Source organism: Bacillus sp. FSL R7-0672, from assembly GCF_038601465.1.
GTDB classification, from domain to species: domain Bacteria; phylum Bacillota; class Bacilli; order Bacillales; family Bacillaceae; genus Bacillus; species Bacillus pumilus.
Window position 1 is genome coordinate 2,442,699 of record NZ_CP152010.1, and the last position, 13,120, is coordinate 2,455,818.

General features: G+C 42.3%; 14 protein-coding genes and 1 riboswitch. Of the genes, 5 read left to right on the forward strand and 9 right to left on the reverse strand.

Going from position 1 to position 13,120, the window contains the following annotated elements; all coding sequences use genetic code 11:
* Positions 1-8: 8 nt before the first annotated feature.
* Both ruvA and MKY18_RS12380 read right to left on the reverse strand, forming a co-directional pair.
* Entirely contained in the window at positions 9-614 is a 606-nt protein-coding gene (gene ruvA, locus MKY18_RS12375) for a Holliday junction branch migration protein RuvA (RefSeq protein ID WP_044140019.1), read from the reverse strand.
* Positions 615-762: 148 nt separating this feature from the next.
* A complete protein-coding gene (locus MKY18_RS12380; protein WP_185107331.1) occupies positions 763-1,263 on the reverse strand; it encodes an intercompartmental signaling factor BofC in 501 nt (166 codons plus the stop codon).
* 238 nt (positions 1,264-1,501) lie between these two features.
* Here MKY18_RS12380 and MKY18_RS12385 point away from each other — a divergent pair, with 238 nt between their 5' ends.
* The gene (locus MKY18_RS12385; RefSeq protein WP_113767487.1) at positions 1,502-2,146 is read left to right on the forward strand and encodes a protein kinase family protein; all 645 of its coding nucleotides are present in this window, start codon (positions 1,502-1,504) and stop codon (positions 2,144-2,146) included.
* A gap of 33 nt (positions 2,147-2,179) precedes the next feature.
* Here the strand turns inward: MKY18_RS12385 and MKY18_RS12390 are convergent, their stop codons facing one another.
* A complete protein-coding gene (locus MKY18_RS12390; protein WP_034620653.1) occupies positions 2,180-2,359 on the reverse strand; it encodes a hypothetical protein in 180 nt (59 codons plus the stop codon).
* Positions 2,360-2,552: 193 nt separating this feature from the next.
* Here MKY18_RS12390 and MKY18_RS12395 point away from each other — a divergent pair, with 193 nt between their 5' ends.
* Positions 2,553-2,699, forward strand: a complete 147-nt coding sequence (locus tag MKY18_RS12395; RefSeq protein WP_003216600.1) for a hypothetical protein — start codon at positions 2,553-2,555, stop codon at positions 2,697-2,699.
* A 35-nt stretch (positions 2,700-2,734) separates the two neighbouring features.
* On the opposite strand, the gene thiC is transcribed toward MKY18_RS12395, so the two are convergent.
* Positions 2,735-4,495 (reverse strand): phosphomethylpyrimidine synthase ThiC, encoded by a 1,761-nt coding sequence (thiC, locus tag MKY18_RS12400; RefSeq protein ID WP_342497524.1) that lies wholly within the window; start codon positions 4,493-4,495, stop codon positions 2,735-2,737.
* Positions 4,496-4,622: 127 nt separating this feature from the next.
* Positions 4,623-4,731: riboswitch (TPP riboswitch) on the reverse strand.
* A gap of 237 nt (positions 4,732-4,968) precedes the next feature.
* On the opposite strand from thiC, the gene MKY18_RS12405 reads away from it, so the two are divergent.
* Complete coding sequence (locus tag MKY18_RS12405; RefSeq protein ID WP_278175883.1) at positions 4,969-5,601, forward strand: LysE family transporter; 633 nt, start codon at positions 4,969-4,971, stop codon at positions 5,599-5,601.
* A gap of 48 nt (positions 5,602-5,649) precedes the next feature.
* Here MKY18_RS12405 and MKY18_RS12410 read toward each other — a convergent pair whose 3' ends face one another.
* From MKY18_RS12410 to nadB, 5 genes are all read right to left on the reverse strand, one after another.
* Positions 5,650-6,267 carry a YhcN/YlaJ family sporulation lipoprotein gene (locus MKY18_RS12410; protein WP_342497525.1) on the reverse strand — a complete coding sequence of 206 codons (618 nt, stop codon included), beginning with the start codon at positions 6,265-6,267 and terminating at the stop codon, positions 5,650-5,652.
* A 133-nt stretch (positions 6,268-6,400) separates the two neighbouring features.
* Entirely contained in the window at positions 6,401-7,681 is a 1,281-nt protein-coding gene (safA, locus tag MKY18_RS12415) for a SafA/ExsA family spore coat assembly protein (protein WP_185107060.1), read from the reverse strand.
* 131 nt (positions 7,682-7,812) lie between these two features.
* Positions 7,813-8,922: a quinolinate synthase NadA gene (gene nadA / locus MKY18_RS12420; RefSeq protein ID WP_342497526.1), complete on the reverse strand. Its 1,110-nt coding sequence runs from the start codon at positions 8,920-8,922 to the stop codon at positions 7,813-7,815.
* The gene (nadC, locus tag MKY18_RS12425) at positions 8,909-9,772 is read right to left on the reverse strand and encodes a carboxylating nicotinate-nucleotide diphosphorylase (protein WP_113767493.1); all 864 of its coding nucleotides are present in this window, start codon (positions 9,770-9,772) and stop codon (positions 8,909-8,911) included. The genes nadA and nadC overlap by 14 nt, the downstream gene beginning before the upstream one ends.
* Positions 9,754-11,328 (reverse strand): L-aspartate oxidase, encoded by a 1,575-nt coding sequence (gene nadB, locus MKY18_RS12430; protein ID WP_342497527.1) that lies wholly within the window; start codon positions 11,326-11,328, stop codon positions 9,754-9,756. Before nadB ends, nadC begins: the two co-directional genes overlap by 19 nt.
* Before the next feature lie 85 nt (positions 11,329-11,413).
* Here nadB and MKY18_RS12435 point away from each other — a divergent pair, with 85 nt between their 5' ends.
* Together MKY18_RS12435 and MKY18_RS12440 are read left to right on the forward strand one after the other, a co-directional pair.
* Positions 11,414-12,565 (forward strand): IscS subfamily cysteine desulfurase, encoded by a 1,152-nt coding sequence (locus MKY18_RS12435; RefSeq protein WP_126740767.1) that lies wholly within the window; start codon positions 11,414-11,416, stop codon positions 12,563-12,565.
* 3 nt (positions 12,566-12,568) lie between these two features.
* Entirely contained in the window at positions 12,569-13,111 is a 543-nt protein-coding gene (locus tag MKY18_RS12440; protein ID WP_050943655.1) for a transcription repressor NadR, read from the forward strand.
* Positions 13,112-13,120: the final 9 nt, after the last annotated feature.

The window sequence follows — 13,120 nt, forward strand, 5'->3', positions numbered from 1 at the left end:
ACATCACCCTATTTCAACATTTTTTGTAAAGCTTTTTTCACATATTGATCGGTTGTGAGATTCTTTTCTTCTTTTAACAATGGAAGAACCTTTTTAATTTCGCGATCACCGTACCCGAGAACACTTAAGGCTTCAAGCGCTTCGTCTAATGCCGTTTGCTGCGTTTCGACCTGAATATGGTCCTCGTGATTAAATAGGTTGCCAATCATTTCGGGCACGACATCAGCTAGCTTTCCTTTTAGGTCGAGAATGATTTGGCGAGCTGTCTTTTTGCCAACACCAGGGAACTTAATCAGGAACGCTTCATCTTCACGTTCTATCGCTGAAATGACAGCGCCTGGATCACCGGAAGCAAGAATCGCTAGAGCCCCCTTCGGCCCAATCCCTGTGACATTTAACAGTTTTGTGAACAGCGCTTTTTCTTCTCGTGTTTGAAATCCATATAACGAAAAAGCGTCTTCTTTTATGTAATGATACGTATAAATTGTTTCTTGTTTATTTATTTGATAGATAAACGGGTTTGGGCTATAGACTTGATATCCCACTCCGCCGTTTTCTATGACAACATATTGCGGGCACACATAATCAATGGTCCCTTTTACAAACTCTATCACCGTTTTCACCTCTTTGACTGTTCTTCATTGTAACATAAATCGAGAAGAAAACCGCAATAAAAGTTAACATACGTTCGCTCAATGCATTTTTACGATGACACTACGAAAAACAGCTTGCGGCCTTCACACCAGCAAGCTGTTATACGCTTTAAAACGATATTTCATTTCGGTAAGGCTTCATGACTTCAAGCACATGCTCAAATTCATCCTTTGTTCGAAAAGGAATGCCTTGCTGAAGCTGCTCCTCCACATGACTTTCTAAACGGGACGTATCAATTTGAAAAAAGAGATGAATGGGCTCCGCCCAGCTGTCAGGCCTTCCATGAAACGTAGAAATCACACCGTCCTCTGATAATCCGATATATCCATTTGCTTTACTTAATGGAGAGATATCATCAATTTGCTTTCTAAAAAGTGCAAAATCCTCTTTCTGCTCTACTAGCGTCCAGCCTTTATACTGCGACCAGAATGTGTCTTTGTCTTCTAATGATGCCCGGTGTCTTTCAATACTCACATCTCCGTCTAGATAGACTTTTTCAAGCTGCACGGTGATCGAGTTTGACTGCTTTTGCAAGTGTTCTTTTCCTTCCATATCCGCAGCGAAAAAAAGCACACTTGTCATGATAAGTCCTGTAACGAAACATTTCATCTTCACTTTCACTATTTACACCTCTTTAGAACATGAGATCGATGCATGACATATGTAGTTTGACCCATTTTTCTAAACATTAACCAAATCGATGACATGAATATATGGGAAGAGTCTTTCGTTGTATCCTTCATTCGTAAATGGTATGTTTTATACAATCCATTGCTTTATCGAATGCTCGGTTTTTTCATCATTCGTTTTTCAGCCGCATAAACTGAAACCAAAGAAGGTGAAGTCAATGTCAGAAGTCAAAAGATTAGCCGAATCGATTCAGTATCATGAGGATAAACGTCTTCATAAGCTTGCCTTTAAACCGGCAGAGCTTGAGCTGTGCGGCAAAGGAAGAAGTGCCTATGTCTTTTCATACAAAAAAGACGGCAAGAAAATGGCGCTAAAAGTCTTTTTCCCTTCTTATCAGCATATTGCCCGCAAAGAAGCCGATATTTATGAAAAGCTCTCTGGTTCGTCTTACTACCCTGAGATTTATGAATCTGGGGATCAGTATATTTTAATGGAATATATTAAAGGATATACATTCTATGAATGCCTCACAAAGGGGATTCCTATTAAAAAACAAATGATTGACCAAGTCGATGATGCGCTAGAAGAAGCACGCGAGAAAGGATTGAATCCTTCTGATATCCATCTGAGGAATCTGATCTTAACAAAGGAAGGACAGGTCAGGGTCATCGATGTTGCCCGTTTCACACAAACAAAAGCTTGCCATCAGTGGGATGATTTAAAAGCCGCTTACGCTTATTATCAAAAACCTTTTTTCCCGAAAAAAGCACCGCGTCTATGGCTTGAAGTGATTGCTTATTTATATAAAAAGAACTGGCTGTCCCGCGGTCAGCTTAATAATCGGAATGATTTCTCTGCATAATGAAAGCCGCTCTCACTGAGCGGCTTTTCTGTGTCAATCTGTTTCAACATGGATGCTATTCACATTTAATAAGTTAATGATTTCATTATTCAGCTTAAACCAATGATTGGCTTCTTCAATTTTCTTATACACATCATAGGTAGCTGGACGTTTTAGCTCGAAATCAAGCACTTCCCCATTGTTCATATGAAATGTTACCTTAAATACTTTCATCATAAGATCACCTTCCACTCTCTCTTGTTAGCTTGCCAAATAGATCGGCTCTTTTCATTCATTCTCTACTCAACTCGTTTCCCCTCCTTCTTTCCTGTCAAACACAAGAAGTTTAAATTTTGTTTAAATTCAAACAACATCTCTATCCCTCTTCTTTGCAAAGAAGTATATGATTTAAAAGGAGGTTTTCTTTATGAAACGGAAAAAGAAACGAACATCTCCAGAAAGACAAACAGTCGTGTTTCATTTAACAGATGCCCTTATTCCGAGTCTGGACATGATAGGGGTTGCATTAAAGGCATTTTTCCACCTCTTAAGAAAAGCCTTATCCGCGATCTGATAAAACCCCACACAACATGCGTGCGAGGTTCTTTTTTAGGATGAATATATTTGACTTCCTTGGCTGATAAACTCCTTCGCCTTCTTCTCCATCTCTTTTTTCACTTCTTCTGATTGATTGCGAATATCATGGGAAATTTTCATGCTGCAAAACTTCGGTCCGCACATCGAGCAAAAATGGGCAGTCTTAGCGCCTTCAGCAGGCAATGTTTCATCATGGAACGCCATCGCTCTTTCTGGATCAAGTGACAGGTTGAATTGGTCCCGCCATCTAAATTCAAACCTTGCTTTCGATAAAGCATCATCGCGCTTTTGAGCAGCAGGATGTCCTTTTGCTAGATCAGCAGCATGTGCAGCAATTTTATAGGCAATCACACCTTCTCTTACATCTTCTTTGTTCGGCAGACCTAAATGCTCTTTTGGCGTCACATAGCATAGCATCGCTGTCCCATACCAGCCGATCATAGCTGCGCCGATAGCAGATGTAATATGATCATATCCCGGAGCAATATCTGTTGTAAGAGGTCCTAATGTATAAAATGGTGCCTCTTTGCAAATCTCCATTTGTTTGTCTACATTCTCTTTGATTTTATCCATCGGAACATGTCCAGGCCCTTCAATCATCACCTGTACATCATGTTTCCAAGCGATCTCTGTCAATTCACCTAACGTTTCCAGCTCTGCAAACTGCGCTTCATCATTGGCATCAGCTATTGATCCTGGTCTGAGTCCGTCTCCAAGTGAAAAAGCAATATCATACGTTTTCATAATCTCACAAATGTCTTCGAAGTGGGTATAAAGGAAATTTTCTTGATGATGGGCAAGACACCATCTTGCCATAATGGCACCGCCTCTTGAAACAATTCCGGTCACCCGATCGACTGTCAGCGGAATATACCTTAATCGCACGCCCGCATGAATCGTGAAGTAGTCTACTCCTTGCTCTGCTTGTTCAATTAACGTGTCTCTGTACACTTCCCACGTCAAATCTTCTGCCACGCCATTCACTTTTTCAAGCGCCTGATAAATGGGAACGGTGCCTACTGGGACTGGGCAATTGCGAATGATCCATTCTCTCGTTGTATGAATGTCCTTTCCTGTAGACAGATCCATCATGGTGTCTGCACCCCATCTGATGGCCCACGTCATCTTTTCTACCTCTTCATCAATGGATGATGTCACAGCTGAATTACCAATGTTCGCATTGATTTTGACATGAAAATGCCTTCCGATAATCATCGGTTCACTTTCAGGATGGTTAATATTCGCTGGAATGACCGCTCTTCCGCTGGCTACTTCCTCTCTCACGAACTCAGGACTTAGCCCTTCTCTTAACGCGATGAACTCCATTTCAGGCGTCACAATACCTTTTTTTGCATAATGCATTTGCGTCACACAGGCACCTTTTTTTGCGCGAAGCGGCTCATGATGAAAATCAGTAAGAACATGATGATGTGACGCTTTCTCTTTGGAGCGATATCCGTTATCTTCAGGTTTTACATGACGTCCTTCATAGCTTTCTGTATCCTCTCTTTCTTCGATCCATGCCGCTCTCAGACGATGAAGCCCCTTTGTAACATCGATATGAGCACGCTCATCGGTGTAAGGTCCACTCGTATCGTACACACGAATCGGTTCATTTTGAATATTTCCTGCCTGCGTCACCGTTTGTGAGAGGACAATCTCTCTTTTTGGCACTAAAATGTCAGGTCTTGACCCTTTCTCATACACCTTTCGGCTGCCTTCAAAGCTTGATAATAAGGATTGAGTTGTTGGGGTATTTTTCTTTTCTTTCATTTGCTGTTCTCTCCTTCTCTTCTTGTCACCGGACAGGATGGAATCAGCACCAGCAAAAAAACCAGGCTCTATGAACAGAACCTGGTTTCGTCGTTAGAAATAAACATGAATGTCATTCATATGACACATGTATCATCTTCAACTTCCCCACGCTGGTACGAGCCAGATCAGGTCCAAAGGGTTAAGAAGCATACACTTCTCTCTCAGCCCAGCCGCGGGCACCCCTAGTCACATTTATTCATTTCCACAACAGTGTAGCATAGAGATGCCATGAAAAAAAGAAGTTTTAGGAAAATAGTTCCTTTCCACTACAAAAGAGATAAAGCCAGCTTGATATACACCTTTATATACATCATCTATCCTAAACATTTAGATAAAATCTGAAATAATCATTGATCCTTTTCTCCTATTATGTATAATTAATCTAAACGGAGAATTTTTATACAAACTTTTTCAAAGGAAGTTCTAGTCGATTGCAAATATTTCTCACATTTATCGTCATAGGATTCTCAATTGCTCTGCCAGTTGGAGCGATCACGGTTGAAATGACAAAACAGGGATTAAAAAACGGCTTCTTTCATGGTTTAACTGTAGGAGCAGGCGGTATGACCATCGATCTCCTACTAATCTTGGCTTTATATGCTGGGTTTGCTCAGTTTTTATCACTGCCATTTGTCCAAATCCCGCTCTGGCTGATCGGAGCTATATTCTTAATGATTCTCGCATACGATTCCATTAAAGATGCGGATCAAGACATCCATTTAGCTGGCGAAAAAGTCAATAAATCTTTCGCAAAAACGTACAGAAACGGCTTGCTTGTCGCGGTGTCTCCTGGAAACCTTGTGTTCTGGGTTTCTGTATTCGGAGCTGTACTGGCAGATGCATATACAAAAACAGATTCATCTGAATTTATGCTGGCATCAGGCGGTATTTTGGCAGGGATTCTCCTTCATGACATCGGTCTTCTCACCCTTGTATCCTTAACAAGAAAAGTGATGAATCGAACGATGATCAAATGGACATCCATTATTGCTGGTATTTTATTACTTGGATTTGGCTGTTATTTCTTTTACGAATTCTATATAGGCATTAAGGTTTATTTTTAAGAAAAGGCTAAAGTTCTTGAGGAACTTTAGCCTTTTTTATTCTTCAACCTATCGAGTCATGCCTGTTTGACCTGTTTCAAATTGTGTTCTTCTCATATCTCTAAAGCGTGTGAAAGCACCCTCGTCTTTAATCACTTGGACAGATCTTCCATCCGCATAACGAGTCGCTGCTTCTTCCACTTGTGATACGCCTTCTGACGTTAGACGTCCATCTGATTTAATGGCAATATACACACTTTCATCAGTTACCATCACCTGTGAGTCTGCAACGTGGTTCATTTTATTGACGCGATTGGCAATTTTTCTTGAACGCTGCACGTTCTCTTGTTTATCGTAGCCAGAGAACGACATTTGGTTATGATAGTTCATATCTCCATGACTGTAGCGTCCATCTCCACCTGCGAGAGGCGTTCGATCATCAGCTTGAGGACGGGTTCGATAATCAACATTCGTTGTATTCCCACCGTTCATTCCCTCCATGAGCTCTGAAACTGGCCCTTGATGATCTTGGTTATTGTCATCCGCACGGTTACTCGAATGATATCCGACTGGCTGACCTGATTGATTTTGTCGTGTATCTACACCTGCATTGTCATTTGCACCACATGCCGTTAACCCAATAGGAAGAAGCACTAATGCGATCGTTTTTTGCCATTTTTGTCTCAAACGAAAAACCCCCTGTACAAATTCAATCTCATGAGCGCGAAACAGGCTCTGTTTTAGCATGTACAGTTCGGGAAAAAATCAAGCTGTCAGTTATAAACAAAAAAAGGAACGATTGAGATCGCTCCTTCTGTCATTACTCTTCTTCGTCTTCCTCTGGTCTTGCAAAAACAGATTGACCTGGATATGGCTGCATATAAGGCTGAGCTGGATAAGCCCCCATTTGGCCATAAGGTACAGGATTCGGGTAATGTCCTGGCCACGGCTGATGCTGCTTCATGCCATCATCACATCCGCAGTCTTCCTTGCCGTAAGCTTCATTTGAAACATTTGGATAAAAGCCTTGATTCACGTTCGCATTGACATTTGCGTTGGCATTGGCATTTGGATGCATATGATGGTGCCAGTGATGCCCGTCGTTTGCATGATGTTCATAATGTTCTCCGTAATAAGCTGGCGCTTGATACGCAGGAAAATATGGCTGCGCTGGGTATGGATATGGCATCATGTGATGATGGTGATAATAAGGCTGGATAGGATAACAAAGACCTGACCCTGGTAAAATTGGCGATGCTGGCACCATTTGCTGCGGATATGGATACATTGCCGGCATGTAATGACCATGACCATAATAAGGATCATATGCGTCATGATGCTGGTGATGGTGATGATGTTCCTTATTCTCAGCCATTCCCCCTACCGCTGCGCCTCCTACATTCGGCATTTGCGGAAAATTAGGAAGGTTTGGGTAATTGCTGTGTTCCATATCTTTTCCCTCCTCCTTTTGATGCGGAATATGAATAAACGGATCATACCCCTTTGCCACATCATCTTTTAAATGACCTTTATTTTCATCATAAAAATGGTCTTTGTTATCTTGATAGTTCTTATTTTCATGATGGAAATGATCCTTGTTATCTTTATGCTCCTTATTCTCATAATGAACATGATCTTTATGATCCTTTTTGTCATGAGCATGATCTTTCTTTTCATGAACGTGATCTTTTTTCTCATGATGTTCTTTTTTGGGAGGAGGCGTGAATGGCTGGTAGAGATTGGTCTGATAATAGTTCACATCGACTTGCGGAAAAACTGGCTGCTCGATCTTTGGCACTGGCGGTACATAAGGTACAGGTTCGTTTGGCTTTTCTTTCGGCTTCGTATCTTGCACTTGCACGACATCTTTTGGCTTTTCTTTCACATACGGATGTTCTTTCGGCTTTGGCATTTCTTTTGCTTTCTGATGATCTGTTTTTACAGGAACACCACTAGATGGAATCTTGATCTTCATACCCGGCATGATCAAATCTGGATTACTGAGCTGTGAATTTAGTTTTTTCAATTCTTGAAAGTCGACTCCGTATTTCTTTGAAATTTTCCAAAGGGAGTCTCCTTTTTGCACAATATGAATTTTCAACGTTTTCCCCTCCTATGCAAAACGTGAACGTAACGGTTATGTCAGAAGTACAATATGTTTCACCATAAATTTATGCCTATTTACAAGCCAATATGATAAAAACTTGTTTTCTGATAGGAGGGGCTGATTCATTATTTAATGGCGAGCATTTTATTCAGTGCAAGTAAAGCGTCTTTTGTCGTGTCTTCATTGACTTGAATCAAACCGACCGGATCACCTTTCTCTATGCTTTCTAGTGACCATAACAAATGAGGGAGATCGATCCGATTCATCGTCAAACATGGACACATATCCGGATTGAGGGATTCGATTTGTTTATCTGGATGCTGATCTATGATCCGCTTAACCAAATTCATCTCTGTTCCAATCGCCCACTTGCTTCCTGCTGGTGCTTCCTTGATCGTATCAATAATAAATTTCGTTGATCCGGCAAGATCAGAAGCCGTGACGACTTCATGCGTGCACTCTGGATGGACAAGAATTTGAATGTCACGGTCTCTTTTTCTCGTTTCTTCAATATTTCGCACCGTGAATTTCTCATGGACAGAGCAATGGCCTTTCCATAAAATCATCTTGATGCGGGAAAGCGGCTGATCGGTGATGAGCCTTTCTTCTATTTGATCCCAGACAGCCATTTCTTCAAGTGAAATGCCTAAATCAAAGGCCGTATTACGCCCTAAATGCTGATCAGGGAGAAACAGAATCCGCTCTTTTTGTGTGAGCGCCCACTCCAGCACTTTTTTAGCGTTTGATGATGTCACAGTGGCCCCGCCATGCTTTCCGACAAATGCTTTAATATCAGCTGTTGAGTTGACATACGTAAGTGGAAGAATTGTCTCCCCAAACAGATCAGTGAGCTGCTCCCATGCTCTATCCGTTTGTTTCATGTTCGCCATATCTGCCATTGAACAGCCTGCTCTCATATCTGGCAATAGAACCTTTTGATTTTTATTTGACAGCATGTCTGCCGTTTCAGCCATGAAGTGAACACCGCAGAACACAATGTACTCCGCTTCCTTGTTGTCCGCGGCTATTTGTGCGAGCTGCAATGAATCTCCTGTTGCATCTGCAAATTGGATGACTTCATCCTTTTGATAATGATGCCCTGGTATAAAAAGCTTTGATCCAAAGGCTCGTTTAATGTCTAACACACGCTGCTTCATCTCCTCAACAGATCGGTGTTTATATTCTTCTGGCATCATGGCTGCATGTTGATTCGCGAGTACATCAAGCAGTGACATGAGTTGTTCCCCCTTTATGACTGAATTCCATATTCATACTAAAATCAAATGCTGGAGCAGAATGTGTCAGAAAACCAAGTGAAATAAGGTCGACACCTGTCCCTCTGTAACTTGGCAATGTCTCTAGCGTGATACCTCCTGAAGCCTCGGTCAGAATTGTCTCAGGCGTCATTTGTTTAAAACGTTTGACTTCGTCCGGAGAGCAGTTGTCAAACATGATGACATCGGCTTTTGCATCAATGGCTTCCTTTAGCTGCGTTTCTGATTCAATTTCTACTTCAATTTTCACCATATGACCGGCATATGCTCTTGCTTTCTCTACTGCTTCACGAATAGAGCCGCATGCGGCGATATGATTATCTTTAATCATTACCCCATCTGATAAGCCGAAGCGATGATTCTTTCCCCCACCTGTCTTCACAGCGTATTTCTCTAACATACGCAAGCCGGGCGTCGTTTTTCTCGTATCACAAATCGTAATCGACGGGTCCGCTAATCGCTGCACTGCTTCATGTGTTAAAGTGGCGATACCTGTCATGCGCTGCAAGACATTCAAAATGACCCGTTCTCCTTTTAATAAGTCGCTGACTGGTCCTTTTATTTTCGCCAGCACTGCCCCTGAATGAATCCAATCACCTTCTTCAAAAAACAACTCAGCCTGAATCTGTTCATTCAGCAGGCGGTACCCTATGTCAATGACTTGAGAACCTGCCAATACACCCGATTGTTTTGCGATGATATAGGCTGTTCCTTTCTTTTCTCCAAAAATGCCATCAGCAGATACATCTCCAAAGCCAATATCTTCTGTGAAAAAATGAGTCAGCATTTGTTTTAACTGTAAACGTTCCATTTGGCACCGATCCTTTCATTTTTCATCATGTAAACGCGGCCTTTTTCATGGACAATCTGCATGCCCCTCCACAAAGCATCATTCCGCTTTGGATAATCCATTCGATAATGACCGCCTCTGCTTTCTGTACGAAGTAATGCAGACTTCACAAGGCAAATCGCTAATGTCCATTGATTACTTAATTCGATCTGTTGGCTTGTGATATTCTTCACATTCACTTGCTGATAAGGGACTTGCTGTAATGTTTGAAGCAAGGTCTTTAGCCCTTTTTCTTCTCTTACAATTGCGGCATATGTCGCCATCCATTGTCTCAACTGATCCTCTGAAATCTCTGGCACGGACCATACTTCTTGAATAGAGAAAGAAGGGATTGTTTTTTTCTTTTTAGGTATTTGTTCAATTCTCCGTGCCGCTTTGTTTCCTAAAACGAGACCTTCCAAGAGAGAATTACTCGCCAATCGATTCGCTCCGTGTAAGCCTGTATAGGCTGCTTCTCCGATAGCAAAAAGAGATGGAAGCGTCGTTTCACCATATTCATTCACGCAGATTCCGCCCATTAAAAAATGCATACCAGGGGAAACTGGGAGCCTGCCACTTGCCATATCGACACCTGCCCGCTCACACATTGCAGCAATAGCTGGAAAACGAACTGAGAAATGTGGAATTTCGCTGATATTGAGATACAGATCATGACCTAATTGCTGCTCATGAAAAATAGCTCTAGCGACAATATCTCTAGGCGCTAAATCAGCTTGTGGGTGAATGCCTTTCATGATCCTCCTGCCTGTTTCATCTTCTAAATAAGCTCCCTCTCCTCGGACTGCCTCTGAAACGAGACCGACTGCTTTTCCAGCGATCGTCAAGAGGGTGGGATGGAATTGAACAAATTCGAGATCAGCTAATTGTGCTCCGGCTCGATAAGCCATCATCAGTCCGTCTCCTGTTATAGAAGGGTCATTTGTGTTTGTTTCATATAGGGAGCCGCAGCCGCCCGTGGATAAAACAACGGCATCTGCGGTCATAGTATGTACGCGATCTTTCTCGTCTTTCCAGACCACTCCTATGCAGGTTCCTTCGTGAACGAGCAGATCAACGACATGGGAATTTTCATATAAATGAATATGTGAGCCAAGCTGATTTTTTAAATACTGCACGAGGGTTTTACCTGTTTGGTCTCCTCCTGCATGCAAAATGCGATGAGTCGTATGCGCCCCCTCTTTGCCTAATTGCGGCACGCCCGTCTCCGTTTGATCAAATGGACAGCCTTCTTCTACGAGCTGCTCCACCATATGCTTTCCAAGACTTACGATCTCTTGTACCGCCCTTTCATCATTGTGATCACAGCCGGCAGCTAATGTGTCTTGTACATGCTGATGAACAGAATCCTGTGCTGAAAAGGCAGCAGCGATTCCTCCTTGTGCAAGTATGGAATTACTAGAGGAAAATTGTTTTTTTGTCATCATGATGACTTGGCAGCTTTCTGAAATTGTTTTTGCAAAGGAAAGCGCTGCAATGCCTGATCCCACCACAATGATTTTTTTGATTGATGACACCATCGCCCCTCCTGTCACTTACACCTGTCTTGACACATATCATTACACAACACTACAATAAATACAAGAAAAAATTTTCTCATAGGAGATGGATGGATTGGTTTATTTAGATTACGCAGCTTCTACACCTGTTTCGGAGGAGGCACTGCATGTATTTCAGCAGCTAAGTAAAGATTGCTACGGGAATGCAAGTAGTCTACATGATGCAGGTGGAAGAGCAAATGACATACTGACTTACAGCAGACAATCAATCGCTGCCATTCTTGAGGGCGAACCAGAGGGCATCTACTTTACAAGCGGTGGAACGGAATCCAATCTTCTTGCGATTCAATCGATGGCAAATGGTCTGCCAGCAGACAGGCAGCATGTCATCACAACTTCTGTAGAGCATCCTTCTGTTCATCATGCGGTTAAGAGCTTAGAGCGTCTTGGCGCGAAGGTTACGATCATTGAACCGAATCAAGATGGGATCATCACTCAGGACATTCTCAAAGATGCATTATTGCCTGAAACAGGATTAGTATCTATCCAGCATGCTAATTCAGAAACAGGGATTATCCAGCCGCTCGCTGAATTAGCACCCATTTTAAAAGAAAGGCACATTCTTTTTCATACAGATGCCGTGCAAACATTCGGAAAGGTTCGTGTGTCCATCAAGGAGCTTGGGGTTGATGCTGTATCCATATCGAGCCATAAAGTGTATGCACCTAAGGGCGCTGGTGCTGTCTATATGGGTGCTCATGTTCCTTGGAAGCCACTATATTCAGGTGCAGTTCAGGAAAATGGCTTCCGCCCTGGAACAGTGAACGTTCCATGCATCGGTGCTTTTGCTGCTGCGAGCGAACAATTGATACTTAAGCTAGATGAGCAAAAGCGGCAAAATGAGCAGCTTCGTGATTATTTTCATCAGCAGCTGAAAATGAGACAGCTTCCTGTTCGTACACTTCAGAACAATGGCAATCGCCCTATGTTGCCTCATATTATTGGTTGTTTTTTTGAAGGGTTTGAAGGACAATATGTAATGTTAGCATGTAACCGGCATGGGATTTGTATATCGACTGGAAGCGCATGTGCTTCTGGTTATCATCATCCTTCCCCGGCTGTGAAGGCATTGCACGTATCAGATCGTGATGCTCTTCAATTCATTCGACTATCATTTGGATCGAAGTCGTCAAAAGAGGACATCGATCAGCTTTTGCATACATTTGAACAATTGCAAAAGGAGAAGAAAGGAGCATAAGACGTGGAGCAAGAGAGGAAACTCATTGGCGAAGAGAGAAGAAACGCCATTTTAGAGTGGTTGAAAGAAACAGATACACCGCTCACCGGAAGCTTTTTGGCTAAAAAGGCGGCTGTCTCTCGACAAGTCATTGTACAAGATATCTCACTATTGAAAGCAAAAAACGAACCCATTATTGCCACAAGTCAAGGCTATGTGTATATGGCATCTCAGCATGCGCCAGAAAGAGAAATTGAACAAATCATCGCCTGCAAGCATGATCCTGTTCGTACAGAAGAGGAACTGACCTTAATTGTAGACTTTGGTGTGACGGTAAAAGATGTGATTATAGAGCACCCTGTTTACGGTGAACTAACGGCCTCTATTCGCGTCAGCACACGCAAGCAAGTAGCTGATTTCGTTCATCACATTTCTAACACGGGCGCCTCCTACTTGTCAGAACTAACAGACGGCGTGCATTTACATACACTCACTTCTTACAGTCAAAAGCAGCTTGACCAAGCCATCCAAGCGCTCGATGATGCTGGCTTTTTAATTAAAGACTAAAAAAATAGT

What these genes read in the sequence shown, in the direction of transcription:
- MKY18_RS12380 (WP_185107331.1), bottom strand. Translation starts at nt 1,263, where the DNA reads ATGAAATGTTTCGTTACAGGACTTATCATGACAAGTGTGCTTTTTTTC.
- MKY18_RS12385 (WP_113767487.1), top strand. Translation starts at nt 1,502, where the DNA reads ATGTCAGAAGTCAAAAGATTAGCCGAATCGATTCAGTATCATGAGGAT.
- MKY18_RS12390 (WP_034620653.1), bottom strand. Translation starts at nt 2,359, where the DNA reads ATGAAAGTATTTAAGGTAACATTTCATATGAACAATGGGGAAGTGCTT.
- MKY18_RS12395 (WP_003216600.1), top strand. Translation starts at nt 2,553, where the DNA reads ATGAAACGGAAAAAGAAACGAACATCTCCAGAAAGACAAACAGTCGTG.
- thiC (WP_342497524.1), bottom strand. Translation starts at nt 4,495, where the DNA reads ATGAAAGAAAAGAAAAATACCCCAACAACTCAATCCTTATTATCAAGC.
- nadA (WP_342497526.1), bottom strand. Translation starts at nt 8,922, where the DNA reads ATGTCACTGCTTGATGTACTCGCGAATCAACATGCAGCCATGATGCCA.
- nadC (WP_113767493.1), bottom strand. Translation starts at nt 9,772, where the DNA reads ATGGAACGTTTACAGTTAAAACAAATGCTGACTCATTTTTTCACAGAA.
- nadB (WP_342497527.1), bottom strand. Translation starts at nt 11,328, where the DNA reads ATGGTGTCATCAATCAAAAAAATCATTGTGGTGGGATCAGGCATTGCA.
- MKY18_RS12435 (WP_126740767.1), top strand. Translation starts at nt 11,414, where the DNA reads ATGGATGGATTGGTTTATTTAGATTACGCAGCTTCTACACCTGTTTCG.